The following is a 25,079-nucleotide window of genomic DNA, read 5'->3' as shown; positions in this document are numbered from 1 at the left end:
GTTGCGGGACGCACCCCTAGGGGAGGTGTCAGGGTGGGGGCAACCCCACCTTGCGAGGGCGGAAACCCCACCACCACAAGGGGTATCTGCCGCATCGTGACGGGCGGCTGCGCTTCGTAGCGTCACTGACGTGCGAACTCTGCTGCCTCCACTGGTCGCCGCGACCGTTCTCCTGATGGCCGGGGTGCCGATTCCCCTGTTCTGCAACGCGGGATGGTGCGGCCTCACGCCCGGGGTGAGTGCCGTCGCCCTCACCGACTCCCACACCGCCCTGCCGCCGTTGCGCTACGCCGCCCGCACCGTCGACGGCCACCGGTTCCTCGCCTACGACACGCGCGGCGACGGCCGGGTCGTGGAGGTGCTCGGCGACCTGGCCACGGCCGACCAGGTGGCCGTCGTCGTTCCGGGCGCCGGCCACCGACTGGCCACCTACTTCACCGGCGACGCCCGGCCCACCCCACGTGGCGCGGGCCGGGCCCTGCTCGCCGAGTTGCGCCGGCAGTCGCCCGGCACCGGTTCGGCCGTGGTCGTCTGGCTGGGCTACGACACCCCCGAAGGCGTCGACCTCGCCTCGGCCCGGTCCGAACGCGCGAAGGCCGGCGCCCGCGACCTGGCGCGGTTCGTCCGGCGGCTGGCACGCCAGGTGCCCCCGGACACCCGGATCGCCCTGGTCGGCCACAGCTACGGGTCGGTGGTCATCGGCCGGGCCGCGGCCGCGGTTCAGGTCGACGACATCGTGGTCGTGGGCAGCCCCGGGATGGACGCGGATACCCGGGCCGGCCTGCACACCACCGCCCGGGTGTGGGCCGCGCGGGCACCGGGCGACCCGATCCGGTTCGCCCCGCCGCTTCGGGTGGGCGGCTTCGGCCACGACACGGATCCCACCGCCCCACGATTCGGCGCCCGCGGGTTCTCGGTCGGCACCGCCCGTGGGCACGCCGACTACTTCGCCCGTGGGACAGAGTCGCTGGTCAACATCGCCCGCATCGTCCGCGGCCGTACCGACGAGGTGACCCGATGACCTCCGTCGTGACCCGTCCCTGGCAGGCGTTCGTCCACACCGTGGCCGCCCGCACCCCCGCGTCCCGCGACCGGGCACTGGACGCCTACCGAGCCCTCGCCACGCTCGGCGTGGTGACCGGCCACTGGCTGGTCGGTGCGCTGGTCGCCCAGCCCGACGGCACACTGCGGATCGCCAGCCCGCTGCGCGACCTGGGAGCGCTGGCACCGGCCAGCTGGGTGCTGCAGATGCTGGGGCTGTTCTTCCTCGTCGGCGGGCACGCCGCCGTGTCGAGCCTGGCCCGGTCGGCCGAACGGGGCGAGCCGTACGCCACCTGGCTGCGCCGCCGGTTCGCGCGGCTGACCCGACCGGTGCTCGCCACCACGGCGCTGTCGGCCGGCTGCCTCGCCGTCCTCGGCGCGGTCGGCGTACCCGAGGGAACCCTGCGTACGTGGGTCGTCCTGCTGGTGCAGCCGTTCTGGTTCGTCGCCGTCTACGCGGTGCTGACGGTCCTCACGCGGTACGCCGTGGCGGCCGACCGGCGGTGGGGCGGATGGGCGGCGCTGCCGCTACTGGCGGTCGTGGCCGCCGTCGACCTGGCGAGGTACGGCCCGTGGAGCGACGCCGTGCCCGGCTCGGGCGGACTGGTCAACCTGGTGCCGGGATGGTTGTTCGCGTACCAGCTCGGCGTCTCGTGGCGGCGGGGCCGGCTCGGGCGGTCGGCCGGTTGGCTCCTGCTGGTGGGCGGCGCGGCGTTGTTCGCCCTGCTGCTGTTGGTGTTCCACTACCCGGCCAGCATGGTCGGCGTGCCGGGCGCGGCCCGGTCCAACGCGCACCCGCCGTCGCTGCTGGTGCCCGCGCTGGCGGCGTTCCAGTCCGGCGCGGCCCTGCTCCTGCACGGCCCGGTCACCCGGCTGATGCGCCGACCCGGCCTGTGGGCGGGCGTCGCCGCGGTGAACCTGTCCGCGATGACCATCTTCTGCTGGCACCAGGTGCCGATGGTGCTGGTGTCCCTGGCAGGGAAGTCCGCGATCGGCGCGGTGCCGGGACTGACCACCTCACCCGACCAGCTGTCGTGGGTGCTCGCCCGGCTGGCGTGGCTTCCGGTGATGGCGGCGGTGCTGGTGGCGGTGGTCGCGGCGACGCGGAGGTTCGAGGCGCCGCTGGGGCTACGGGCCCCACTGGCGCGGGTGGGCGCGGCGGTCGTCACCGCCGCCGCAGTGGGCTTCTTCGTCACGCTGTACTGAGCGCGCGGCCGGATCGGGGGCCGGGTCTCGAGGGTCCTGGTCGAGGGTCCTGGTCACGGGGAGCGGGTCACGGGGCCGCCGGACGGATCTGCCCCGTCACCGACCCGAAGCCCAGCCGGCCGCCGCCGGGCGCCGGGGCGGTGGCCCGGATGGTCACCACGTCACCGTCCTGGAGGAACGCGCGGGTGGAGCCGTCCGCCAGCGTGAGCGGGTTCGTACCGCCGGCGGTCGCCTCCATCAGGCAGCCGTACTCGCCCTCGCCCGGGCCGGACACCGTGCCGGAGGCGAGCAGGTCGCCGGTGCGCAGCGTCGCGCCGTTGGAGGTGAGGTGGGCGAGCATCTGCGCCGGCGTCCAGTACATGTCGGCGTAGCGGGGCCGGGCGACCACCTGGTCGTTGATCGACACCTCCAGGTCGAGGTCGAGCCCGAAGTCGTTCGAGCCGCGCAGGTGGGGCAGCGGTGCCGGGTCCTGGGCCGGCGGCGGCAGCGCGGCGGCGTCCAGCGCGGCCAGCGGGACCACCCACGGCGAGACGGAGGTACGAAACGACTTGCCCAGGAACGGCCCGAGCGGCCGGGCCTCCCACGCCTGCAGGTCACGTGCCGACCAGTCGTTGACCAGGACCACTCCGAAGACGTACTCGCGTACCTCGTCCACACTCACCCGCTGCCCCGCGGCGGTGGGTGTGCCCACCACGAAACCGACCTCCGCCTCGAGGTCGAGCCGGGTCGACGGCCCGAACGCCGGCGTCGTCTCGCCCGGCGCGAGGTGCTGCCCGTGCGGTCGTAGGACCGGCGTGCCGGAGACCGCGACCGTGCCGGCCCGGCCGTGGTAGCCGATCGGCAGGTGCCGCCAGTTGGGAGTCAGCGGCGGCTCGTCGGGGCGGAGCAGCCGGCCGAGGCGGGTGGCGTGGTGTTCGGAGGCGTAGAAGTCGACGTAGTCCGCGACCTCGAACGGCAGGTGGAGCTCGACCTGGTCCGCCGGGACGAGTTCGGGTTCGACCAGGGAGCGGTAGGCCTCGTCGGTCAGGCGTTCGGTCACCCAGTGCCGGACGGCGTGCCAGGCCCGGGCGCCCAGCGCCATGAACGGGTTCAGCGACGGAGCGGTGAACACCCCGGCGAAGTCGGCGTACTCGCTGGCCGCCAGCGGGGCTAGGTCGAGCACGTGGTCGCCGATGGCCACGCCCACCCGAGGGTCCTCGTCGGGGAGGGAGAAGACGCCGTACGGCAGGTTGTGCACGGTGAACGGCGAACGCTCGGGAACCGGCACCCAACTCGTCGTGGCCACGGGGTCAATCCTGCAGGACACCCAGGCGCAGCAGGTCGGCAAGGGGATCGGACACGCTGCACGACCCGAACGAGGTGAACCACCGCCGGGCCGAGGTCGCCGCCCGGTCGTCGAGAGCGCGCACCTGACCGGCGACATGGTCGGCGTCCCGGTCGGCCAACGCCTCGACCAGGGCCGGCTCGTCCGCGCCGTCCAGGGCGAGCCGGGTGGCGAGGACGACGTTGAGGAAGCCGTGGTGCTCGGGGGCGCCGGACCCGCGGGGCTCACCGGGCTCACCCGATCCGCCGGACTCTCCGGACCCGCGGACCGCGTGGTGCAGCCCGGCCGTGCACTTGAACGGAAGCTCGCGGTCCAGGCAGGCGAGGACGACCCGGGCCAGCGCCCGCTCGTCGGGGAACGACTCGGCCGCCACACCGCCGGTCCGAAACTTCGCCCGGTGGCCGTACTCCGCCAGCGCGTCGAGCGCGTCCAGCGCACCGTCCCACCCGTCGGTGCGGGGCACCTCGACCGCGACGGCCACGTCGTCGGGAAGCTCGGCGGCGGCCAGCGCGCGGTCCATCCGGGCGACGTTGCGGGCCAGGTCCGGCTCGTCCCGCAGCGTCACCTCCACCGAGACGACCCTGGCCCGGTCGGTGCGGCCGGCCCAGCGAAGCGCGGGTTCGATCGCCCCGGCGCCGCCGGTGACCACCAGCCCCAGCGGCAGCGGGCCCTCGGGCGGCGGAGCGTCGTCGAGCGCGGCGAGCAGCTCCGGCAGAGTCGCGTCCGGGCACAGGAACGGCCCGACCAGCCCGGCGTACCACTCCTCGCGCCGGTCGAGGTAGACGGCCAGCGCGGCGGCGAGCGGCTCGCTGGCGGGCGGGAACACCGCGGCGTCGTCGATCAACCCGGCGCACAACGGCGGGATGGGACGGCTGCGCGGAGTAGTCATCCCCTCGCACTCTAGTCGCCGCCTGATCTGGGGGACACGCCCTGGCATCCGCCGAAATGGTACGGCCGGCTTGCGGAGGGGAAGCGGTCCGGCGCGGAGGGCTTGCTGGTTTGATGTGCCCGTGACCACGAGTACGGTGCGGACCTCCGGCTGGCGTGGAGGCAGGACGCACCGCCTCTACAGCGTGGTCGTCTTCATCGTGCTCGCCTCGGTCGACAACGTGGCCGCCGTCCTGGTCCCGCCCCTCTACAGTCCGATCGCCCGCGACCTCCAGGTCCGGGAGAGCTGGATCGGCCTGGTCACGGCGGTGAGCTTCCTGGTGGCCGCGGTCGCCGCCGTGGCGTGGGCCTACGCCGGCGACCGGACCCGCCGCAAGCCGATGCTGATGATCGGCACGCTGGTCTGGGCGGCCGGGACCAGCGGCACCGCACTGGCCGGCTCCTACGCGGCCTTCTTCGCCGCGCAGATGGTCGCCGCCGTCGGGCTCGGCGCGGTCGCCTCGGTTGGCTTCTCCGTGGTCAGCGACCTGATCGCGCCCAAACGCCGAGGCCTGGTGATGAGCTTCTGGGGGCTGTCGCAGGGGCTCGGCACCCTGGTCGGCACGCTGCTCGCAGGGGTGCTCGGAGCCGCGGACTGGCGCCGGCCGTTCCTGGTGCTCACCGTGGTCGGGCTGGTCGCGGCGGTGGCGTACCTCTTCACGTACGACATCCGGCGCGGCCAGAGCGAGCCGGAGCTCGCGGCGATCTTCGCCGAGGGTGGCGACTACGGCCACCGGATCAGCCGGGCCGACCTGCCCCGCATCCTCGCCCGGCGGACCAACGTCTGGCTGGTGATGCAGGGCTTCACCGCGCAGTTCGTGTTCGGCTCGCTGGTGTGGCTGCCGCGGCTGTTCCAGGCCAAGGCGCAGGCGTCCGGCCACTCCGAGGAGATCTCCATCGTCATCGGCAGCCTGTTCGCCACGCTCTTCCAACTCGGCGGCGTGCTCTCCATCGTCGGCGGTCTGGTCGGCGACCGGTTGCAGCGGCGCACCCCGCGCGGCCGGGCGATGGTCGCCGCCATCGGCATCCTCGGCGGCATCCCGTTCTACGTCGTGCTGTTCTTCCTGCCGCTGCACATCGACGTCCGCGACACCGCCGGGACCGGCACGGTCGTGGCGGCGGTACTCGCCAGCGTGGTCACCGAGCCGACGGTGACGGTCAGTTTCGCGATGGCGCTGCTCGCCCTGGCGCTGACCTCGGCCAACTCGCCGAACTGGTACGCGCTGCTGGCCGACGTCAACCCGCCCGAGCACCGCGGCACCGTCTACAGCGCGGGCAACCTCGTCAACGGCGTCGGCCGGGCGCTCGGGAACGGCCTGGTCGGGGTGAGCTTCCGGGCGCTGGCCGTCGGCTTCCCGCCGCCGCTGAACTACGCGGTCGGGCTGGCGGCGTTCCAGCTGTTCTTCGTACCCACCGGGGCGATGTACTGGCTGGCGTCGCGGACGTCCCCGCGTGACCTGGCGGAGGTACGCGAGACGCTGCGGGCGCGGGTGGCGGCCGAGACCGCACTACCGGGCACGTCGGGCACGAGCCCGGGCACGCCGTCGGGCACAACACCGAGCCCAAGCCCGGGCACGCCGGAGGAATCGGGGCGGGACACCCGGGAGTGATCGGCGTACGGTCTGGGCACAACCTGGGAGAACGCCGGGCCCACGCGCGCCACCAGCCGCGGCGGCCCGGCCGGAAGGAGCCCGACGATGACCTACTACCGCAGGGTCGGCGAGGTCCCGCCCAAGCGGCACACGCAGTTCCGGCGCCCGGACGGCGGCCTCTACCGCGAGGAACTGATGGGTGAGGAGGGCTTCACCTCCGACTCCTCGCTGCTCTACCACGCGGGAGTGCCGTCGGCCATCGTCGACTCCCAGGTGTGGGAGCTGCCCGACCTCGCCACCAGAGCCAACCACCCGCTGACGCCGCGGCACCTGAAGCTGCACGGGTTGTTCGCCGACCTGGACTGGAAGTCCCAGGACGCCGTCACCGGCCGCCGGCTGCTGCTCGGCAACGCCGACGTCCGGCTGTCCTACGTCTGGGCCGGTGAGGAGTCGCCCTACTACCGCAACGCGATCGGCGACGAGTGCGTGTACGTCGAGTCCGGTTCGGCGCGGGTGGAGACGGTGTTCGGCGTTCTCGAGGCCCGGCAGGGCGACTACGTCCTGCTGCCGCGGGCGACCACGCACCGGTGGATCCCGACCGGCGGCACCCCGCTGCAGGCGTACTGCATCGAGGCCAACTCCCACATCAGCCCGCCCAAGCGTTACCTGTCGCGGTACGGCCAGTTCCTGGAGCACTCGCCTTACTGCGAGCGCGACCTGCACGGACCCGACGAGCCGTACGTCAGCGACGGCGAGGACGTCGAGGTGCTGGTGAAGCACCGCGGCCAGGGCCCCGCGGGCATCGTCGGCAGCCGGATGGTCTACGCCACCCACCCCTTCGACGTGGTGGGCTGGGACGGCTGTCTGTACCCCTACACGTTCAACGTCGCCGACTTCGAGCCGATCACCGGGCGGGTGCACCAGCCGCCGCCGGTGCACCAGGTCTTCGAGGGCAGCAACTTCGTGGTCTGCAACTTCTGCCCCCGCAAGGTCGACTACCACCCGCTGGCGATCCCGGTGCCCTACTACCACTCCAACGTCGACAGCGACGAGGTGATGTTCTACTGCGGCGGCGACTACGAGGCGCGCAAGGGTTCGGGGATCGGGCTGGGCTCGATCTCCCTGCATCCCGGCGGGTACGCCCACGGGCCGCAGCCGAGTGCGATCGAGGCGGCGCTCGGCGTGGAGTACTTCGACGAGCTCGCCGTCATGGTCGACACTTTCCGCCCGCTGGAGCTGGGCGAGGCCGGCATCGCCAGTGACGACGGGGTGTACGCCTGGAGCTGGGCAGGCCGCCGGGCCACCTGACGTAGCCGGTGCCCTCCGCCCTTCCTTCGTCGGTTGCCTGCTGTGGGCGTCGGTCAGAGGACTTCGAGCGGGACCTTCTGCACCGGCGGAGGAAAGACCTGGTCCAGTGCCGCCAGCACCTCCGGTGTGAGCCGCAGGTCGAGGGCGGCGCGGTTCTCCTCCACGTGAGCGGGCGTGCCGGCCCGAGGAATCGCGACGACGTGGGGATGGCGTAGCACCCAGGCCAGTGCGAGCTGCGCCGGGGTGGCGCCGAGGTCGGCGGCGAGCGCCGCCAGGTGGCCGTCGGCGAGCAGCCGGCCCTGTTCGACGGGGGAGTACGCCATCACCGGCAGGCCGGCCGCCCGTGCCCACGGCAGCAGGTCGTACTCCACCCCGCGCCTGGTGAGGTTGTACAGCACCTGGTCGGTGGTGACCGCGTCGCCACCTGGTAGCCCCATGACCTCCGCCAGGTCCGCGGTGTCGAAGTTGCTCACGCCCCAGTAGCGGATCCTCCCGGCTGCGACCAACGTCTCGAACGCCTCCAGCGTCTCCGCCAGCGGCACGCGCCCGCGCCAGTGCAGGAGGTACAGGTCGAGGCGATCGGTCCCGAGCCGGCGCAGGCTGGCCTCGCAGGCGCGCAGCGTGTCGCGACGGCGGCCGTGCTCGGGCAGCACCTTGCTCACCAGGAACACCTCGTCACGGCGCCCGGCGACCGCCTCGCCGACGAGTTCCTCCGCACCGCCGTCGGCGTACATCTCGGCTGTGTCGACCAGGGTCAGCCCGAGGTCAAGGCCGTGCCGCAGTGCGGCGACCTCCTGGTCCCGCCGGGACCGGTCCTCCGCCCAGCCCCATGTGCCCTGCCCGAGCGCGGGCACCTGCTCACCGGACGGCAGCCGGACCGTCCGCGTGCCTTCCCGGGTCGTTCCACCGCTGGTCACAGGTCTGCTCCCCCCAGGGTCTGTCCTGCGCTCGCTCGACCGGGCTCGTTCCGCCTGTCAAGCGTACGCCGGAGAACCTCCCGTCCACGCGTCGTTCCCCGCGCTTTCGTCCGGCAATGTCCGAACCTTCGCGTACGCTACGTTCGCCACTTCGGGACCGCCATTAAGACGGTCCCGCGTCGCCCGGCGGCCACACCCGTCAGTCCGCCAGCCGCACCCCGCGAAGGAGACCTCGTGCCCCAGCACACCCACGCAGAGCGCACTCTCGTCGGCCGACGCGGCGTCCTCGCCGGCGGTGCCGCCGCCGTCCTGGCCGCCGCCGGATTCCGGGCCCGGCCCGCGTGGGCCGACGGCGTGGACGCCGCCCACCCGGCCGACGGCAGCCACCGGCTCACCGTGATGGGCACGACCGACCTGCACGGCAACGTCTTCAACTGGGACTACTTCGCCGACCGGGAGTTCGGCAGTGCCACCAACCCCGACGACATCGGCCTGGCCAAGGTTTCCAGCCTGGTCGACGCCGTACGCGAGGAGCGCGGCCGGGGCAACACCCTTCTGATCGACGCGGGCGACACCATCCAGGGCACCCCGCTGGCCTACTACTACGCACGGGTCGAGCCGATCTCCAAGACCCGCGTCCACCCGATGGCCGCGGCGATGAACGCCATCGGCTACGACGCCGCGGCGCTCGGCAACCACGAGTTCAACTACGGCATCCCGCTGCTGCGCACGTTCGAGGAGCAGCTCGACTTCCCGCTGCTCGGTGCCAATGCGCTGAACGCCCGCACCGGCCGGCCGGCGTTCCAGCCCTACGTCGTCAAGCTGGTGCGGTTCCGGGGGATGCGCCCGGTGCGGGTCGGCATCCTCGGCCTCACCAACCCCGGCATCGCCATCTGGGACAAGGCCAACGTCGAGGGCAGGATGACGTTCCCCGGCCTGGTCGAGCAGGCGAAGGTCTGGGTGCCGGAGATGCGCCGGGCCGGCTGTGACGTCGTGATCGTGTCCGCCCACTCCGGCGCCGACACGTCCTCCTCCTACGGCGACACCCTGCCCTGGCCCGAGAACGCCTCCACCCTCGTGGCCGAGCAGGTGCCCGGCATCGACGCCATCCTGGTCGGGCACGCCCACCGGGAGATCCCGGAGCGGTTCGTCACCAACAAGGAGACCGGTGCGCAGGTCGTGCTCACCGAACCCTCGTACTGGGGTCGGCGGCTGAGCCTGATCGAGCTCGACCTGCGCTGGTCCGCGCGGGACGGATGGCAGGTGGTGGGCCGGGGTTCGCAGGTGCTCAACTCCAACACGGTTCCCGAGGACCCCGAGATCGTGGCACTGCTCAAGGGCGACCACGACGACGTGGTCACCTACGTCAACTCGCCGATCGGCACGTCGAAGGTGGCGATGTCGGCCTCGACCGCGCGCTACGAGGACACCGCGGCGCTGGACTTCGTCAACTACGTCCAGGCGGACGCGGTCAAGAAGGCGCTGGCGGGCTCCGCCGCCGCCGACCTGCCGGTGCTGTCGATCGCCGCGCCGTTCAACAAGGACGCGCAGATCCCGGCCGGTCAGGTGTCGGTGCGTGACGTCGCGGGCCTCTACATCTACGACAACACCCTGCTCGCGGTGCGCTTCACCGGTGCCCGGCTGAAGGCCTACCTCGAGCAGTCCGCGGCCTACTTCAAGCAGGTCAGCGGCGTCGGGCCGTTCGCGCCCGACGACGTGACGAACGCGCCGACCCCGACCGCTCCCAACGGAACGCCGGACTACAACTACGACGTCGTGAGCGGGCTGGACGCACCGTTGACCTACGACATCGACATCGCGAAGCCGGTGGGCCAGCGCATCACGGGCCTCAGCTACGCCGGCGCTCCGGTGGCCGCCGACCAGGAGTTCGCGCTCGCGGTCAACAACTACCGCCAGTCCGGCGGTGGCAACTTCCCCGGCGTGAACACCGCGGAGGTGCTCTACAACGCCCAGGTGGAGATCCGGCAGCTGCTGATCGACTGGGTGACCGCCGCCGGCGAGATCGACCCGACGGTCTTCTTCTCCCGTGACTGGCAGCTGGTGTCCAACGGGACGCCGGTGATCATCCAGCCGTAACCAGGCCAAATCGCATGGGCTCTCCGGGACATCCCAGGGTGATGCCGGAGAGCCCACGGGCGGTTCAGGGCAGAGGATGATGCCATGTCGAACCGCACCAAGTACGTCATCGGCGGCGTCCTCGTCGCCCTCCTCGGTTGGTGGCTGCTGCCCAACTGGCTGGCCGCCCTGCTGATCGTCGTGGTGGTCGCCGCACCGGTCGTCGGATATCTCATGCTGGACGACTCCCAGCGGCGCCGCCTGCACCGGCTGCGCAACCGCGGCCAGCTGCACCGCTGACCTTCGCCGTACGACCTGCCTGCCGTACGGCCCACGCGGCGTACGGCTGGACGGCTGTACGGCAGGACGGCCTACACGGCGTACTGGCCGCGGGCGGGCCGGGTGGCCGCGGCGATCGCGTCGGCCAACCGGTCCGCGTCCTCGACGGGCAGCCCGGCGACGGTGATCCGTACGCCGGGCGAGCTCCGCACCCGGTAGGCCGCGCCCGGGGCCACCACCCACCCCTCCTCCAGCAACCGCGCGCACACGGCGGTCTCGTCCGCGACCGGAACCCACACGTTCAGGCCCGAGCGGCCGTGTGCGGCCACCCCGTGCCGGGCGAGCGCGGCGACCAGGGCTTCTCTGCGTTCGTCGTAGAGCGCACCGGCCCGCGCCACCTGTTCGGCGACCGCCTCGTCCTCCCACAGGGCGACGACGAGGTTCTGCAGGATCGTCGACACCCATCGCGTCACCACCGCCTGCCGGCCCTCGACCCGGCCGATCGTCTCGCTGTCCCCGGCGAGCACGGCACAGCGCAGGTCCGGCCCGTACGGCTTGGAAGCCGACCGCACCAGCGCCCAGTGCCTCGTCGCGCCGGCCAGCGGCCGAAGCGGCTCGGCCGCGAGTTCGGCGGCGTGGTCGTCCTCGACGACCAGCACCTCCCGGTGCCGGCCGAGAATCCCACGCAGCCGCGCCGCTCTCCGCTCGCTCACCTGGGAACCGAACGGGTTCTGCGCCCGGCTGGTGACCACCAGCGCCCGGGCGCCCCGCCGCAGCACCTGCTCCACGGCCTCGGGGTCGGGGCCGTCGTCGTCGACGGGAACGGGTACGACAGGCAACCCCATCGCGGCCAGCAGGTCGAACAGGTTCGCCCACCCGGGGTCCTCCACGGCCACCAGGTCGCCGGGGGACAGGTGCGCGTCGAGGACGCGTTCGACGGCGGCCAGGCAGCCACTCGTGACGGTGAGGTCGTCGGCGGGCACCCCGTCGGCGACCAGCCGGCGCCGGGCCTGCTCGGCGAACTCGGGCCGCATTCCGAAACCCGACCCGTAGGTCACCGGGTCGGGCGGGATCCGCCGCAGGGTTGAGCGCAGCGACGGCAGCAGCGCCGGGTCGGGCCCGCCGACGGACAGGTTCCGGGCGCCCGGCGGCACCGGCAGCCGGGTCCGGGACCGGCTGGCGACTGCGGGCACCGGACGGACTCGCGTACCGCGCCGGCCGTCGGTCTCGATCACGCCCCGCTGGCGCAGCGTGCGGTAGGCCGCCGCGACGGTGCCGGGGGACACGTCCAGCTCCGCGGCCAGCGCGCGTACGGCGGGCAGCTTCGTCCCCGGCGTCAGGTCACCGGAGCGGACGCCGGACTCCACGCTGCTGGCAATTGCGTTCGACGTCGCGCCGACGATGCAATATCGTGAGGACACAATCAACAGTTTGTACTAAAACAAACCTGCCGGCAAGTTCTGGAGGCATGCGATGGTCGAGACAGGGGCCGAACCCGAGACCGCCGAGCCCGAGCACGAAACCGCCGAACCCGCCCACGAGACCACGCCCGCGCCCGCCGGCCGATGGTTCGACGCACCCGTGCTGTCCGGCGACCACGTACGCCTGGAACCCATGTCCCACTCACACGCCGAGGGGCTCGCGGCCGCCGCCGACGACCAGGTCTTCGAGCACCTCCGGATCACCCGGGTGCCCAGGACCCGCGAGGAGGGGGAGGCCTTCGTACGCGCGGTCCTCGCGCAACGGGACAAGCGCGTGCTCCTTCCCTGGACCCAGCTCGACGCGGTGACCGGCGAAGTGGCGGGCACCACGTCGTACTACGAGATCGAGCTCGGCGTACCGACGTCGTTCTATGCCACGGTCCAGCTGGCCTGCAACGTGCGCGTCGTCGACGATCCGGACGAGAAGGCGGCGGTGCTCAACCGGCAGCTGGGCCACTTCGAGCCCGGGTCCGGCCGCGCGCCCGTGCCCACCGAGGCCGACCGGCGACTGCTGTCCGGTCTGCGGGCGCTGGAGCTCACCGTCACCGGGGTGCGGGCGAAGTTCAAGTACGCGGGCAACAAGCAGGACGCGCACCGTCGGGAGATCGCCGCCGGGCTGGCCGCGCGGGGCGGGCCTTCCGACAACCGGGCCAGGGCGCACCTGCTGCGCGGGCTGGAGAAGTCCGCGGAGCCGTAGGTCCCCTCGTGCGGGAACGCCGAGCCGGGCGGTCAGCGGTAGGAGGCGGCCTGCAGTTCGAACAGCTCCGCGTACAACCCGCCCCGGGACACAAGCTCCGTGTGCGTACCGGACTCCACGATCTCGCCCCGGTCGAGGACGACGATCAGGTCGGCCATCCGTACGGTCGAGAACCGGTGGGACACCAGCACGGTCACCGCACCGGTCGCCGCCCGCAGCTCACGGGCGGCGACGGTCCAGCGTTCGAAGAGCCGGTGCTCGGTCTCGGCGTCCAGCGCGGCGGTGGGCTCGTCCAGCAGCAACAGCAGCGGCGACTGGCGCATCATGCCCCGGCCGACCGCGAGCTTCTGCCACTGCCCGCCGGACAGGTCCACGCCGCCCGGCCACTGGGCGCCGAGCTGGGTGGCCAGTCCGGCCGGCAGGGTGGCGGGCAGGTCGCCCGCGCCGGCCCGGTCCAGGGCAGCGGCCACCGCGGCCTCGTCCTCCACCGCGGACAGGTCGCCGATCCCGACGGTCTCGCGTACGGAGAAATCCCACCGCGCGTGGTCCTGGAACGCCGCCGACACCCGCTGCCGCCAGCGTTCCGGGTCGAGAGTGAGCAGGTCCGTACCGTCGACCTCGATCCGGCCGGCCGTCGGGACGTAGAGCCCGGCGAGCAGCTTCACCAGTGTGGTCTTGCCCGCGCCGTTGTCGCCGACCACCGCGACCGTCGAGCCCGCCGGCAGGTGCAGGTCGAGGTCGTGGAGTACGTCATCGTCGCGGTGCGGGTAGCGGTAGCTCAGTCCGCGAAGGTGAATGCCGGAGGTGAGCCGCGTCGGCAAGGGCACTGTCTCGTCGACGGACCTGCGGGCGCGGTGGGCGACGTCCTCGAGGTAGACGAACCGGCTTGCTGCGGTGAGCGTCCGGGCGGTCCACTGGACGATCTCGGCGGAGTTGCCGACCAGACCGAGCACCTGTCCCGCGAGCACTGCGGTGAGGAGTACGTCGCCGACGCTGTTGTGCCCGCGCACCGCCTGGTCGACGACGAACACGATCGACCCGAAGTACCCCACCAGGAACGCGAGCTGTGCGCCGAGTCCGATCAGCTGCCCCCTGACCTGCAGCTTGCGGTGGATGGCCTGGACCTGCCGGTGCTCGGCGTGGAACCCTGCAAGGATCCGGTCACCCAGCCGGAACAGCCTTGTTTCCTTGGCGGGTCCGTTGGTGGTGGCCAGCTCCCACAGGTCGTTCGCGCGGCGGGCCGGCTCGGCGGCGAGTTCGTTGCCGAGGTTGAACAACCCGCTGGTGTACCGGCTCAGCAACAACATCGGCAGGCCGAACAGCGGCAGCGCGAGCAGCAGCGGATGCACGCTCACCAGCAGGATCGCCGTCGCCACCACCCTGACCGCGGCGTTGGTCGCGTTGACCAGCGAGGGGATCGCCTCGCCGAACTCCCAGCTGTCGTCGACGAGGATCTCCAGCTGGGTGAGGTGCGCGGGCGTCTCGTGGATCTCCAGGGTGGGTGTGCGTGCCACGGTGAGCGCGAGCCGGCGTTCGACCAGGTGGTGTGCGCGTTCGTTGAGGGCCATCCGGACCCGCGTGCCGGCGTAGTCCAGGGCCGCACCGCCGACGACCGAACCGGTGAGCGCGAGGGCGGCGAGGACCGTCCGCGCGACGTCGTGCGCGGTGATGCCGTCGAGCAGCAGCTTGAGCCACCAGCCGAACAGCGCCGCCACCAGCGCCTGCAGGGTGAACAGGCCGAACGCGAGGACGGACCGGCGCGGGTCGGCCGCCCACGCCAGGCCGACCATCACCCGGGCGGTGCGAAGTCGACTGGCCGGGGGAGCGGCGAGGTCGCTGCCGGGCCTGTCGGGCTCGTCGGGCTCGTCGGGCTCAGGCATCGCCGGCCGCCGTGGTGTGCGCTTCGTCGGTGTAGCGGAGTGCCTGGGTACGGAACAACGCGGCGTAGCGACCGTCGGCCGTCAGGAGTTCGTCGTGGCTGCCGTCCTCCACGACGCGCCCGCCGTCCAGGACCACGATCCGGTCGGCGCGGCGTACGGTCGAGAACCGGTGGCTGATCACGATCGCGGTGAGCCCGGAGGTGAGGTCCAGGAACCGGTCGTAGAGATCGGCCTCCGCACGGACGTCGAGGTGGGCGGTCGGCTCGTCCAGCACCAGCACGCGGGCCCCGGCACTCACCGCGGTCATCGCCCGGGCCAGCGCGATCCGCTGCCACTGTCCGCCGGACAGGTCGACGCCGCCGGTGTGCCGCCGGGACAGGTAGGTGTCCAGCCCGCCGGGCAGGCCGTCGAGGATCTGCTCCGCACCGGCCCGCCGTGCGGCTGCACGTACTCGTGCGTCCACGGCGGCGACGTCGGGATCGGCGAGGGTCTCCACCGCGCCGAAGCCGATGTTGTCCCGTGCGGGCAGCGGGTAGTGCACGAAGTCCTGGAAGATCGCCGCCACCGAACGCCGCCACGAGACCGGGTCCAGGTCGGCCAGGTCGACACCGTCGACGAGGATCCGGCCCGCCTGCGGCAGCGACAACCCGGTGAGCAGCTTCGTCAACGTCGTCTTGCCGGCGCCGTTCAGCCCGACGACGGCCAGCGAGCGGCCCGCCTCGATGGTGAGGTCGAGATCGGTGAACACCGGACGCTCCCGACCCGGGTAGCCGAAGTGCACGGCCTCGAAGCGGATCTCGCGAGCTGGCAGGCCGCGGGCGGTGCGGGTGGGTACCTTCGCCGGTACACGGGTGGCCGCCAGGCGTTCGTGGGCGAGAACGTCGGGGACGGGGATGGCGCCGTTCTCGATCCACACGTCACCCTCCTGCGAGGCGAGCTGGGCCATGCCGAACATCGACTGCACGAGGACGGCCAGCGAACCGACCGCCAGCCCGCCGGTCAGCGCCGAGTGCGCGACGAACACGACGACCGCGACGTTCGCCAGCAGGGCCAGGCCGAACAGCGTCCCCGACACGCGGTAGCCGACCCGGCGGGTGCGCCACAACTGCTCCATCACCTGCCGCCACTCCACGCCGAAGCGGTCGACCAGCCACTCGGCCAGGCCGAAGATGCGGAGTTCCTTCGCCCACTCCGGCATCGTCGCCAGCCGCTTGAGGTAGCCCGCGCGCCGCAGCGGCTCGGCCCAGAACGGGTTCGCGCGGAACGCGTCGGCGCGCAGCTGGTGGCCCAGGACGATCCACAACGGCGCGATCACCACTGCCGCGACCGGCCAGACGTAGGCCGCGACCGCGGCGGCGGCGAGACCCTGCGCCAGGCCGAACCACCGGGTGGACAAGCCGCTGACGAGCTCACCCGGGCCGAAGCGGGCGATCCGCACTGCCCGGTCGGTGGCCGCCGCCAGCACCGGATCCTCGAAGAGATCCAACCGGGGTACGCCGAGGATCGTGGCCATCACCCGGCTCAGGAGGTACTCGTCGAACCTTCGGTACAGCTCGTTGGAGACCAGCTCACGCACCATCCGGACGACCTCCTGGGCGAGGAGGAGGCCGCCGACCAGGACCAGGGTGGTGACGATCCGGCGCCCGTCGGGTGAGGAGAACCCACCGCGCACGGCGCCCGGCACGAGGTCGACCAGCCGGCCGACCAGCAGCGCGAACACCGACGGCAGCGCGCCGCCCAGGACGGCCAGCGCGGCCAGCAGGCCGGTCCAGCCGGGGAACGCCCGGACCAGAACGCCGAGCGCCGCCCGCCGGGCAGATCGCCGGTGGGCGTTCTCGGAGTGGTTGTCCTGCTGGTCGCCGGACTTGTCCGGAGTCCGGTCGACTCGCAGGTCGCCGGGCTCGTCGAAGGCGCTGTCGGGCACGATGCCAGCGAGGATCGCATTGTCCGTGGGTGTCCGGCACCTGGTTTTCGTCCGATGTCCGTCCCGATGTCCGAGCGCGGGCATGGTTCGCCCGACCGGGGCTCGACAGCGCGCCCGACCGGGGCTCGACAGCGCGCCCGACCTGGGCTCGACAACGGCCGGGCTGGGCGACCAGCACGGGCGACGGTCGCCGGTAGGGCGTGGGATGGCGGACAATGACTGTGGCAGGAAGACTGTGCTGAAGCACCGACCCGGGCGGTGGCCCCGTCGTATGACGTGGGCGGGGCGGGTGGACAACGGGGTGAAGGGGACGAGATGTCGAATCGCGCGTGGTGGATCATCGGGGGAGTGGGCGTGGCCTTCGTGGCCTGGCTCGTGCTGCCCTGGTGGGTGGCGCTCCTGATCGTGCTGGCGGTGGTCGGTGCCCCGGTCGCCGGTTACCTCATGCTCGACCCGTCGCAGCGGCGGCGGCTGGCCCGGATCCGGGAACGCCGGCAGCTCGGCCGTTGACGGCCCGGGGCGGAGGCGGTTCCTCCCCGCCCGCTCCTCCGGAGGGGTTCCTGGCCGGCTACCCGGCCGACCTGGCGGAGTGGGAACGCGACGACCGGCTGGTGGCGCGTGGCTTCACCCATCCCTGGCGTTCGCACGTGGGTGCTGGCAACGGCGAGACGTTCTTCGACGCGCTCGTGCACGCCCAGCTCCGGCCGGACGCGACGGTGCTGGACGTGGGGTGCGGCCACGGCGCGTACAGCTGCCGGCTCGCCGCCGGTGCCGGGCACGTCGTCGGTGTCGACCGCGACCCGCGCGTCGTGGCTCTGGCCCGCGAACTCGCCGCCGAACGCGGTGCCGCGAACGTCGAGTTCCGAACGCTCGCGGCGGAGCAAGGCGCGGAGCTCGACCTGCCGGACGGCTCGGTCGATCTCTTCGTGTGCCGCCGGGGGCCGGTGCTCGAACGCTGGCTGCCCTGGGCGCTGCGGCTGGCGCGACCCGGTGCGCTGGCGCTGGGCATCCACCCCACCGGTCCCGCCGGTGCCGTACCGCCGTGGAACTCCCGGCTGCCGGAACCGCTGCGGATCGGCCAGGTCTTCGACTACGCCACGGTTCGCTCCTGGGTGACCCGCGCGTTCGATTCGCGGGACGGGGTCGCGGCCTCGAACGCGAGCGCGGAGCTGGTCGGCTGCTGGTGGCTGGACGTCGCCGAACGTTTCGACGACGGCGAGCAGCTGTACCGCAAGCTGGTAGGTGGTTCCGGCATTTCGTACGTCGATGTCAAGGACTCGTTGACATCGTTGCTGGCCGACCACGGTGGGTCGGTCGAGCTGCGGCACTGCCGGCTGGTCTGGCAGGTCGCCATCGACCCGCGCTGAGTGACCGGCGACCGGCTGGCGTTTCCCGTACGCGATGGACAGGATGGAGCGGTCTGCCGCCTGCCGAGAACGCGTGACGTAGGAGAGGACCCGCCTGTGACCAGTGCCGGCTCGATCCCGACGGTCGTCAACGACGCGCCCACCGAACTCGACCAGGATCCGGAGACCCCGCTGGTCAGCGTGCTGCGCAACGACCTCGGACTGCGCGGTGTCCGGCAGGGCTGTGCGATCGGCGAGTGCGGTGCGTGTGTCGTCCTCGTCGACGGACGTGCCGAACGTTCGTGTCAGCTTCCGCTGTCCGCGGTGGCCGGCCGACGGGTCACCACCCCGGAGGGGCTGGGTACCCCCGACCGTCCGCACCCGATCCAGCAGGCGTTCCTCGACCGTCAGGCGGCCCAGTGCGGCTACTGCCTGAACGGCATCATCATGTCCACCGCGGCCCTGCTCGACGGCGCGGAACCAACCGAGCCAGCTGGTAGTCCGAGCCTGTCCGAGGAACAGATCCAGGCCGCACTAGCCGAGCACCTGTGCCGCTGCGGCACGCACCACCGGATTCTGCGCACCATCCGCGAACTCGCCGGCCACGAGCAACCCTCGTCCCGCCCGCCGATCCGGATGGACGACGGGCCGGATGGCCGGGACGCTCCGGAGGTGGCCGCCGACATCCGCGCCGACCGGGCGGAGGAGGTGCCCACCGAGCCCGGCCGCCCGGCCGAGCCGCTGCCCGGTGCGCTGGCGACGGCGCCGAACGTCGAGGACTGGCTGCGCCCGCTGCCCGACGGCCGGATCGAGGTACGCAGTGGGCGGGCGGAGCTGGGACAGGGCGTACGGACCGCGCTGGCCCAGGTCGTCGCCGCCGAACTCGGCGTACCTCTGGAACGCCTCGTCGTCCGCTCGGCGGCCACCGACGGCACCCCCGACGAGGGCTACACCGCGGGCAGCAACTCCCTGGAGGCCGGGGGAGCGGCGCTCGCCCGGGCCGCCGTGGCGTACCGCCGGCTGGCAGCCGAAGGAGGGGACGCGGCGGGCGGCCCGCCGAGGGGTCCGATCCGCCCGGACGACGTGCCGCGATGGGCCGGCGGCCCGGTGGGGGAGGCGGCACCGCGCAGCGACCTGCCGGCCAAGCTGACCGGCGCGCCCGCGTACGTCCACGACCTCGCCCTGCCCGGCATGCTGTACGCCCGCGCACTGCTGCCGCCGCGCGAGGACGCCCGGCCGGCCGCTGTCGACCTCTCGGTCGCGAAGGACCTGCCCGGGGTGGAGGCCGTCGTGCACGACGGCCGGCTGCTGCTCGTGGTGGCCGCCCGCGAGGAGGTCGCGGTCCGGGCCGTGCGCCGGCTCGCCGGTACGACCCGCTGGGAGCCGGAGCCGCCCCAGCCCGGCGCCGGACCGGGCACCGGCACCGGCACCGGACCCATCGCGCGGACGAACCCGCCGGTGCGTACGCCCGTCGTCGAGGAGCCCGGCGTCGAGCAGGCGCTGGCGTCGGGACGGGTGGTTCGGGCCTCCTACGCCAAGCCGTACGAGGCGCACGCCTCCGTGGCACCGTCGAGCGCGGTCGCCCTGGTCGAGCCGGACCGCACCACGGTGTGGACCCACAGCCAGGGCGTCTATCCGCTGCGTCGCGAACTCGCCGCCGCGTTCGGCCTGCCCGAGGACGCGCTGACCGTCCGGCACGTGGACGGCCCCGGCTGCTACGGGCACAACGGCGCCGATGACGCCGCCGGGTTCGCGGTGGCCGCCGCCCGCGCCGTGCCCGGCCGGCCGGTGCGGTTCCAGTACGCCGTGCACGACGAGTTCGGCTGGGAGCCGTACGGCCCGCCGATGTCGGCCGACCTGGCGGCGAGCCTGGACGCTGCCGGCCGGGTCACCGGCTGGCGGCACCGCATCCGCACCGACGCGCACACCGCGCGCCCGCACGGCACCGGCGACCGGCTGGTGGTGTCCTGGCTGCGCGCGAACGCCGGCCCGCGGCCCTGGTCGGGCGGCGGTGAGGGCGGGGTACGCAGTGCCGAGCCGCTGTACGAGCTCGGCGCCCGCGACATCGTGGGGGAGTACGCGCCAGGACCGCTGCGCACGTCGGCGTTGCGTTCTCTCGGCGGCTACTTCAACACCTTCGCCATCGAGTCGTTCGTGGACGAGCTGGCCGAGGCCGCGGGGGCGGACCCGGTGGCGTTCCGGCTCGCCCACCTGCGCGACGAACGAGCCCGGGCGGTGCTGGAGGCGGCCGCCGCGCACGCCGGCTGGCGGGAGCGGGTCGGGCCGAGCGGTCAGGGCGGGCACGGCCAGGGCGTGGCGGTGACGAGGTACAAGGGCAGCAAGGCCTACGTCGCCCAGGTGGTCGAGGTCGACGTCGACGGTGCCACCGGGGCGATCGCGGTCCGCCGGGTGGTGATCGCCTGCGACGCCGGCGTGGTGGTCAACCCCGACGGACTGCGCAACCAGCTGGAGGGCGGCGTACTACAGGGCCTGAGCCGGGCGTTGTACGAGCAGGTACGCCATGGCCGCGACGGGGTGGAGAGCCTGGACTGGACGACGTACCCGGTGCTGCGGTTCGCCGACGTGCCCGCACTGGAGGTCGTACTCCTCGACCGGCCCGGTCTGCCGCCCCTCGGCGCCGGTGAGGCGTCCACCCCGCCCACCCCGGCCGCGCTGGCCAACGCGGTCGACGACGCGGTGGGGATCCGGGTCCGCGAGCTGCCGCTCACCCCGGACCGGCTGCGTGCCCGGCTGGAGGAACTCACCGACGCCGAGCTGGCCAGGGTCCGGATCTGAGCACGAGCCCGGGCTTGCGCGGAGCTCGCCGCCGCACCTACTCGCGGGGGTCGCGGACGATCGGGGCGCCCACCAGCTCACACCCCGCAGCCCGCATCGCCTCGACGGCGGCGTGGGTGGTGTCGGCGGCCACTCCGGCGGTGAGGTCGAGCAGCACGCGGGTGGAGATGCCCTTCCTGGTCGCCTCGACCGCGGTCAGGTGTACGCAGTAGTCGGTGGTCAGCCCGGCGATCTCGATCTCGGTGACGTCGTGGTCGCGCAGCCAGTCGGCCAGCATGGCGCCGTTCTTGGCCTTGCCCTCGAAGGCGGAGTACGCCGCGGCGTACTCACCCTTGTCGAAGACCGCGTCGAAGGGCTGCGGATCGAGGTTCGGATGGAAGCCCGCGCCGTCGGTACCGGCGACACAGTGTGGCGGCCAGGTGTCGCGGAAGTCCGGCCGCGCGGAGAAGTGCGCGCCGGGGTCGACGTGGTGGTCGCGGACGGCCACGACGTAGTCGTACGCCTTGTCCCGCTGGTCGGCCTCCTGCCAGGTGTGCAGGATCTCGCCGAGCTTGAACGCGATCTCCGCGCCGCCCTTCACGGCGAGGCTGCCGCCCTCGCAGAAGTCGTTCTGCACGTCCACGACGATCAGCGCACGGCTCATCGTGCTCCTCCTTCGCGCCTGGTGTGCCCCGTCTGCTCGAGCTGCTCGGAGTGCTCGGGCTGCCCCGAGTGCCCCGTGTACCCAGTGTTCCCCGTGTGCTCGGTGTTGTCGTACGTCGTCGGCAGCACCGGCTCCCCGCGCGACAGCTTCAACGCGGTCGGCGGCAGCTCCGCCCGGGACCGCAGGTGACGTTCGCGGGCCGCGGTGATCGGCTCCCGGCCGACGATCTTCCCCTCGGCGACCAGCGGGATCAGCAACGGGCGCCCTCCGTCGCCGACGTGTTCGGGATGGGTGGACACGACCTCGGCGACGGCGGTTCCGTCCTCCAACCGGCGGTGCGCCCACTTGCGCCCCTTGTGGGTGGGCTTCCCCGTGGACAGTTTGGCCACGCCCTCCAGCGGCGAGTCGGGTTCGGTGCCGACGGAGCGGGCGACCAGCTTGTAGACGAGCTCGGCGGTGGGATACCCGCTGCCTACGACCAGGGCCGTTCCTACGCCGTACCGGTCGACGGGTGCGGCCACCAGCCCGGCGATGGCGTACTCGTCCAGGTCCCCGCTGACCAGGATGCGGGTGTCGGTGGCGCCGAGCGCGTCGAGTTCGGCGCGTACGTCGTGGGCGAGGACGGCGAGGTCACCGGAGTCGATCCGGACCGCGCCCAGGCCGGGACCGGCCACCTCGACCGCGGTCCGCACGGCCTCCCGCACGCCGTAGGTGTCCACCAGCAGCGTGGTGCCGACGCCGAGCGCGGCCACCTGGGCGGCGAACGCGTCCTCCTCGGAGTCGTGCAGCAACGTGAACGCGTGCGCGCTGGTTCCTCCGGTCGGCAGGTCGTAGCAGTGGCCGGCGGCGAGGTTGGAGGTGCTCGCGAACCCCGCGACATAGGCCGCCCGGGCCGCCGCCACGGCCGCGCTCTCGTGTGTACGCCGGGATCCCATCTCCACGATCGGACGGCTCCCGGCGGCGGCTGTCATCCGGGACGCCGCCGAGGCGATCGCGCTGTCGTGGTTGAGGATGGAGAGCGCGAGCGTCTCCAGCAGGACCGCCTCGGCGAAGGTCCCCTCGACCACCAGGATCGGGGAGCCGGGAAAGTAGCACTCGCCCTCGGCGTAGCCCCAGATGTTGCCCCGGAAGCGATGGTCGCGCAGCCAGTCGGCGGTGGCGTCGTCCACGATCTCCCGCTTGCGCAGGAAGGCGATCGTCTCCTCGTCGAAGCGGAACCGCTCCAGAGCGTCCAGCAGCCGCCCGGTGCCCGCGACCACGCCGTACCTCCGCCCGTGGGGCAGCCGGCGGGCGAAGACCTCGAACACGGCCCGCCGGTGCGCGGTGCCGTCGGCAAGCGCGGCTTGCAGCATGGTGAGTTCGTACTGGTCGGTGAGCAGTGCGGTGCTCGGCCCGGTGTCCGGCCCGGTGTCCGACCCGGTGGGCACTGCGGGGGAAAGGCCCATGGGCGCCGCGTCGTCCATGGGCCAGAGCCTAGACCCGCTGCTCCTTCGGTGGCGGACTGCACGATTTTCGGGGGGTGCGTGCCGAACGCTCCGCCCGTCGGATGCCACGATGGGACCTGTGAGCGGTACCGCACCTGTGGAGCTCGAACGCCCCGAGACCGACGACGTGGTCCTTCCGGACACGCCGTGGATCACGATCGTCTGGAACGACCCGATCAACCTCATGTCGTACGTCACCTACGTCTTCCAGACCTACTTCAGCTACCCGCGCAAGAAGGCCGAGAAGCTCATGATGGACGTCCACAAGCGCGGGAAGGCCGTCGTGTCCAGCGGTTCGCGCGAGGAGATGGAACGCGACGTCGAGGCCATGCACTCCTACGGTCTGTGGGCCACGCTGGAAAAGAGCGGCAAGGGCGGCAGGGGCGGCGACGGAAAGAGCGGGAACGTATGACGAGTGGCTTCCGGTCCCGCCGCGGGGTGATCACCGCGACCCTCGCGGCCGAGGAGGTGCAGCTCGTCCGCGGACTGATCGGCGAGCTGGTGGAGCTGGTACGCAGCGAGACTCCGATCTCGGCCCCGCCGCCCGAGGACACCCTCGCGGCCCTGGTCGGGCACCTCGGTTCGACCGAGCCGCCCGAGGACGAGGTGCTCGCCCGGCTGTTCCCCAGCGCGTACGCAGACGACGAGGAGGCGGCCGGCGACTTCCGGCGGTTCACCGAGTATGGCCTGCGCGACGGCAAGGTGAAGAGCGCCGAGACCGTGCTCGAGTCGCTGGGCGACCCCGAGTACTCCGACCAGGTGACGGTCTCGCTGAACGCCGAGGAGGCGCAGTGCTGGCTGCGAACCCTCACCGACCTGCGGCTCGCCCTCGGCACCCGGCTCGGGGTGGAGGAGGACGACGAGGACCGCTGGGCGTCGCTGCCCGAGGAGGACCGCCGTCGGCAGGTGTACGGCGTGTACGTCTGGCTCGGCTGGCTGCAGGAGTCCCTGGTCTCCGCCCTGTGGTGACGGCTGCTGATCGGCTCGTGCGGACCGGCTCGTGCTGACGGGCTCGTGCTGACGGCCGGGCTCGCCGAGCGGTCGGTAGGCTCGGGCCCGTGCTCACGATCGACCAGGCGACCCGCGACGCGATCGTCGCCCACGCGCGTGCCGACCACCCCGACGAGGCCTGCGGCGTCGTCGCCGGACCGATCGGGTCCGACCGGCCCGAGCGCTACGTGGCGATGACCAACGCCGAGCGCTCCCCGACGTTCTTCCAGTTCGACCCGCAGGAGCAGTTCCGGGTGTGGCGGGACATGGACGACCGGGACGAGGAACCGGTGGTGATCTACCACTCGCACACCGCCACGGAGGCCTATCCGTCCCGTACCGACATCGGCTACGCCTCGGAGCCGCAGGCCCACTACGTGCTGGTCTCGACCCGGGAGTGCGGGTCGGAGGACGGCCCGGTGGAGTTCCGGTCGTACCGGATCGTGGACGGCGTGGTCACCGAGGAGGAGGTTCGGGTGGTCCCGGCGTACGACCGCGACCCCGAACCCGACCGCACCGCCTGACCTGACCACGGCTCGAGTCCGGTTCAGGACACCTGGTCCCTTGATGTCCCCGCTGGGTGAAACCGGGCGCCGCCACCGCACCGGCAGGCCCGTAAGCTGAGCGGCGTGGAGCTCTTCCTGCTCACCCACTCGGCGCCGGCGCTGGTCTACGACTGTTCGCCCGCCTAGTCTCCCGCGCGTCCCCTCCCTCGGCAGTCCGAGGAATCTCCGCGCCGACGCGCGTGTTGGAGCATCCGGGTGGCGGATTCCCGGACCGGTACGCCGGTCGGCCCCGCCCCAGAGCAGCAGTCAGCCAGTTCATCCAGCCCTGTCAGTCAGCCAGACCCTCGCGACGAGACACGACCGAAGGAGCACGTACCGATGGCTATCGAGGTCCGCATCCCGACGATCCTGCGCCCCCACACCGGCGGGGCGAAGACCGTGGAGGGCGCCGGTGCGACCCTGAGCGAGCTGTTCGACGACCTGGAGGCACGTCACTCCGGGCTGAAGGACCGACTGGTCCAGAACGACGACCTGCGCAAGTTCGTCAACGTCTACGTCAACGACGAGGACGTCCGCTTCCAGGGCGGGCTGAACGCCGCGGTCTCCGACGGGGATGTCGTCACCGTGCTGCCCGCGGTGGCCGGCGGCTGAGCGGACGGGAG

Annotated in this window: 22 protein-coding genes; 14 read left to right on the top strand and 8 right to left on the bottom strand. The window is 72.6% G+C overall.

What is annotated here, in order from left to right:
* Nucleotides 1-130 precede the first annotated feature (130 nt).
* Nucleotides 131-1,021 (top strand): alpha/beta hydrolase, encoded by an 891-nt coding sequence (locus F4554_RS20600; RefSeq protein WP_202889392.1) that lies wholly within the window; start codon nucleotides 131-133, stop codon nucleotides 1,019-1,021.
* Nucleotides 1,018-2,247 (top strand): acyltransferase family protein, encoded by a 1,230-nt coding sequence (locus F4554_RS20595; protein WP_179789083.1) that lies wholly within the window; start codon nucleotides 1,018-1,020, stop codon nucleotides 2,245-2,247. The genes F4554_RS20600 and F4554_RS20595 overlap by 4 nt, the downstream gene beginning before the upstream one ends.
* A gap of 67 nt (nucleotides 2,248-2,314) precedes the next feature.
* On the opposite strand, the gene fahA is transcribed toward F4554_RS20595, so the two are convergent.
* Both fahA and F4554_RS32415 read right to left on the bottom strand, forming a co-directional pair.
* Entirely contained in the window at nucleotides 2,315-3,532 is a 1,218-nt protein-coding gene (gene fahA / locus F4554_RS20590; protein WP_337796129.1) for a fumarylacetoacetase, read from the bottom strand.
* Between the two features lie 4 nt (nucleotides 3,533-3,536).
* A complete protein-coding gene (locus F4554_RS32415) occupies nucleotides 3,537-4,460 on the bottom strand; it encodes a hypothetical protein (protein WP_238341367.1) in 924 nt (307 codons plus the stop codon).
* A gap of 121 nt (nucleotides 4,461-4,581) precedes the next feature.
* On the opposite strand from F4554_RS32415, the gene F4554_RS20585 reads away from it, so the two are divergent.
* Nucleotides 4,582-6,108 (top strand): MFS transporter, encoded by a 1,527-nt coding sequence (locus F4554_RS20585; protein WP_337796128.1) that lies wholly within the window; start codon nucleotides 4,582-4,584, stop codon nucleotides 6,106-6,108.
* 87 nt (nucleotides 6,109-6,195) lie between these two features.
* The gene (locus tag F4554_RS20580; RefSeq protein ID WP_179789080.1) at nucleotides 6,196-7,398 is read left to right on the top strand and encodes a homogentisate 1,2-dioxygenase; all 1,203 of its coding nucleotides are present in this window, start codon (nucleotides 6,196-6,198) and stop codon (nucleotides 7,396-7,398) included.
* Nucleotides 7,399-7,451: 53 nt separating this feature from the next.
* Here the strand turns inward: F4554_RS20580 and F4554_RS20575 are convergent, their stop codons facing one another.
* On the bottom strand, nucleotides 7,452-8,315 hold the full coding sequence (locus tag F4554_RS20575; protein ID WP_337796127.1) for an aldo/keto reductase: 864 nt from the start codon (nucleotides 8,313-8,315) through the stop codon (nucleotides 7,452-7,454).
* A gap of 234 nt (nucleotides 8,316-8,549) precedes the next feature.
* On the opposite strand from F4554_RS20575, the gene F4554_RS20570 reads away from it, so the two are divergent.
* Together F4554_RS20570 and F4554_RS20565 are read left to right on the top strand one after the other, a co-directional pair.
* Nucleotides 8,550-10,412, top strand: a complete 1,863-nt coding sequence (locus tag F4554_RS20570; RefSeq protein ID WP_337796126.1) for a bifunctional metallophosphatase/5'-nucleotidase — start codon at nucleotides 8,550-8,552, stop codon at nucleotides 10,410-10,412.
* Nucleotides 10,413-10,496: 84 nt separating this feature from the next.
* The gene (locus F4554_RS20565) at nucleotides 10,497-10,691 is read left to right on the top strand and encodes a hypothetical protein (RefSeq protein WP_179789079.1); all 195 of its coding nucleotides are present in this window, start codon (nucleotides 10,497-10,499) and stop codon (nucleotides 10,689-10,691) included.
* Nucleotides 10,692-10,762: 71 nt separating this feature from the next.
* Here F4554_RS20565 and F4554_RS20560 read toward each other — a convergent pair whose 3' ends face one another.
* Nucleotides 10,763-12,091 carry an aminotransferase class I/II-fold pyridoxal phosphate-dependent enzyme gene (locus F4554_RS20560; protein WP_179789078.1) on the bottom strand — a complete coding sequence of 443 codons (1,329 nt, stop codon included), beginning with the start codon at nucleotides 12,089-12,091 and terminating at the stop codon, nucleotides 10,763-10,765.
* 52 nt (nucleotides 12,092-12,143) lie between these two features.
* Here F4554_RS20560 and F4554_RS20555 point away from each other — a divergent pair, with 52 nt between their 5' ends.
* Entirely contained in the window at nucleotides 12,144-12,848 is a 705-nt protein-coding gene (locus F4554_RS20555; RefSeq protein ID WP_238341366.1) for an FMN-binding negative transcriptional regulator, read from the top strand.
* A gap of 32 nt (nucleotides 12,849-12,880) precedes the next feature.
* Here the strand turns inward: F4554_RS20555 and F4554_RS20550 are convergent, their stop codons facing one another.
* Both F4554_RS20550 and F4554_RS20545 read right to left on the bottom strand, forming a co-directional pair.
* Entirely contained in the window at nucleotides 12,881-14,728 is a 1,848-nt protein-coding gene (locus F4554_RS20550) for an ATP-binding cassette domain-containing protein (protein WP_179789077.1), read from the bottom strand.
* A complete protein-coding gene (locus F4554_RS20545) occupies nucleotides 14,721-16,652 on the bottom strand; it encodes an ATP-binding cassette domain-containing protein (protein WP_337796125.1) in 1,932 nt (643 codons plus the stop codon). Before F4554_RS20545 ends, F4554_RS20550 begins: the two co-directional genes overlap by 8 nt.
* Nucleotides 16,653-16,967: 315 nt before the next feature.
* Here F4554_RS20545 and F4554_RS20540 point away from each other — a divergent pair, with 315 nt between their 5' ends.
* The 3 genes from F4554_RS20540 (at nucleotide 16,968) to F4554_RS20530 (ending at nucleotide 20,794) form a co-directional block, all read left to right on the top strand.
* Nucleotides 16,968-17,162, top strand: a complete 195-nt coding sequence (locus F4554_RS20540) for a hypothetical protein (protein ID WP_179789075.1) — start codon at nucleotides 16,968-16,970, stop codon at nucleotides 17,160-17,162.
* Nucleotides 17,159-18,019 carry a class I SAM-dependent methyltransferase gene (locus F4554_RS20535; RefSeq protein WP_202889389.1) on the top strand — a complete coding sequence of 287 codons (861 nt, stop codon included), beginning with the start codon at nucleotides 17,159-17,161 and terminating at the stop codon, nucleotides 18,017-18,019. Before F4554_RS20540 ends, F4554_RS20535 begins: the two co-directional genes overlap by 4 nt.
* Before the next feature lie 96 nt (nucleotides 18,020-18,115).
* Nucleotides 18,116-20,794: a molybdopterin cofactor-binding domain-containing protein gene (locus F4554_RS20530; RefSeq protein ID WP_179789074.1), complete on the top strand. Its 2,679-nt coding sequence runs from the start codon at nucleotides 18,116-18,118 to the stop codon at nucleotides 20,792-20,794.
* A gap of 37 nt (nucleotides 20,795-20,831) precedes the next feature.
* Here F4554_RS20530 and F4554_RS20525 read toward each other — a convergent pair whose 3' ends face one another.
* On the bottom strand, nucleotides 20,832-21,437 hold the full coding sequence (locus F4554_RS20525) for an isochorismatase family protein (protein WP_179789073.1): 606 nt from the start codon (nucleotides 21,435-21,437) through the stop codon (nucleotides 20,832-20,834).
* The gene (locus F4554_RS20520) at nucleotides 21,434-22,882 is read right to left on the bottom strand and encodes a nicotinate phosphoribosyltransferase (protein ID WP_179791668.1); all 1,449 of its coding nucleotides are present in this window, start codon (nucleotides 22,880-22,882) and stop codon (nucleotides 21,434-21,436) included. Before F4554_RS20520 ends, F4554_RS20525 begins: the two co-directional genes overlap by 4 nt.
* Before the next feature lie 109 nt (nucleotides 22,883-22,991).
* Here F4554_RS20520 and clpS point away from each other — a divergent pair, with 109 nt between their 5' ends.
* The 4 genes from clpS (at nucleotide 22,992) to F4554_RS20500 (ending at nucleotide 25,068) form a co-directional block, all read left to right on the top strand.
* Nucleotides 22,992-23,333 (top strand): ATP-dependent Clp protease adapter ClpS, encoded by a 342-nt coding sequence (gene clpS, locus F4554_RS20515; RefSeq protein ID WP_179789072.1) that lies wholly within the window; start codon nucleotides 22,992-22,994, stop codon nucleotides 23,331-23,333.
* A complete protein-coding gene (locus tag F4554_RS20510) occupies nucleotides 23,330-23,890 on the top strand; it encodes a DUF2017 domain-containing protein (RefSeq protein ID WP_179789071.1) in 561 nt (186 codons plus the stop codon). Before clpS ends, F4554_RS20510 begins: the two co-directional genes overlap by 4 nt.
* 89 nt (nucleotides 23,891-23,979) lie before the next feature.
* On the top strand, nucleotides 23,980-24,435 hold the full coding sequence (locus tag F4554_RS20505) for a Mov34/MPN/PAD-1 family protein (RefSeq protein ID WP_179789070.1): 456 nt from the start codon (nucleotides 23,980-23,982) through the stop codon (nucleotides 24,433-24,435).
* Nucleotides 24,436-24,795: 360 nt separating this feature from the next.
* On the top strand, nucleotides 24,796-25,068 hold the full coding sequence (locus F4554_RS20500) for a MoaD/ThiS family protein (RefSeq protein ID WP_179789069.1): 273 nt from the start codon (nucleotides 24,796-24,798) through the stop codon (nucleotides 25,066-25,068).
* Nucleotides 25,069-25,079: the final 11 nt, after the last annotated feature.

The organism is Actinopolymorpha rutila, assembly GCF_013407855.1.
GTDB lineage: Bacteria > Actinomycetota > Actinomycetes > Propionibacteriales > Actinopolymorphaceae > Actinopolymorpha > Actinopolymorpha rutila.
This window is presented reverse-complemented; position numbering and strand designations above follow the sequence as displayed.

Coding starts and splice junctions, on each gene's coding strand:
- F4554_RS20595 (WP_179789083.1), top strand. CDS start 1,018: ATGACCTCCGTCGTGACCCGTCCCTGGCAGGCGTTCGTCCACACCGTG.
- F4554_RS32415 (WP_238341367.1), bottom strand. CDS start 4,460: ATGACTACTCCGCGCAGCCGTCCCATCCCGCCGTTGTGCGCCGGGTTG.
- F4554_RS20580 (WP_179789080.1), top strand. CDS start 6,196: ATGACCTACTACCGCAGGGTCGGCGAGGTCCCGCCCAAGCGGCACACG.
- F4554_RS20565 (WP_179789079.1), top strand. CDS start 10,497: ATGTCGAACCGCACCAAGTACGTCATCGGCGGCGTCCTCGTCGCCCTC.
- F4554_RS20555 (WP_238341366.1), top strand. CDS start 12,144: ATGGTCGAGACAGGGGCCGAACCCGAGACCGCCGAGCCCGAGCACGAA.
- F4554_RS20550 (WP_179789077.1), bottom strand. CDS start 14,728: ATGCCTGAGCCCGACGAGCCCGACGAGCCCGACAGGCCCGGCAGCGAC.
- F4554_RS20540 (WP_179789075.1), top strand. CDS start 16,968: ATGTCGAATCGCGCGTGGTGGATCATCGGGGGAGTGGGCGTGGCCTTC.
- F4554_RS20525 (WP_179789073.1), bottom strand. CDS start 21,437: ATGAGCCGTGCGCTGATCGTCGTGGACGTGCAGAACGACTTCTGCGAG.
- F4554_RS20520 (WP_179791668.1), bottom strand. CDS start 22,882: ATGGGCCTTTCCCCCGCAGTGCCCACCGGGTCGGACACCGGGCCGGAC.
- clpS (WP_179789072.1), top strand. CDS start 22,992: ATGGGACCTGTGAGCGGTACCGCACCTGTGGAGCTCGAACGCCCCGAG.
- F4554_RS20510 (WP_179789071.1), top strand. CDS start 23,330: ATGACGAGTGGCTTCCGGTCCCGCCGCGGGGTGATCACCGCGACCCTC.
- F4554_RS20500 (WP_179789069.1), top strand. CDS start 24,796: ATGGCTATCGAGGTCCGCATCCCGACGATCCTGCGCCCCCACACCGGC.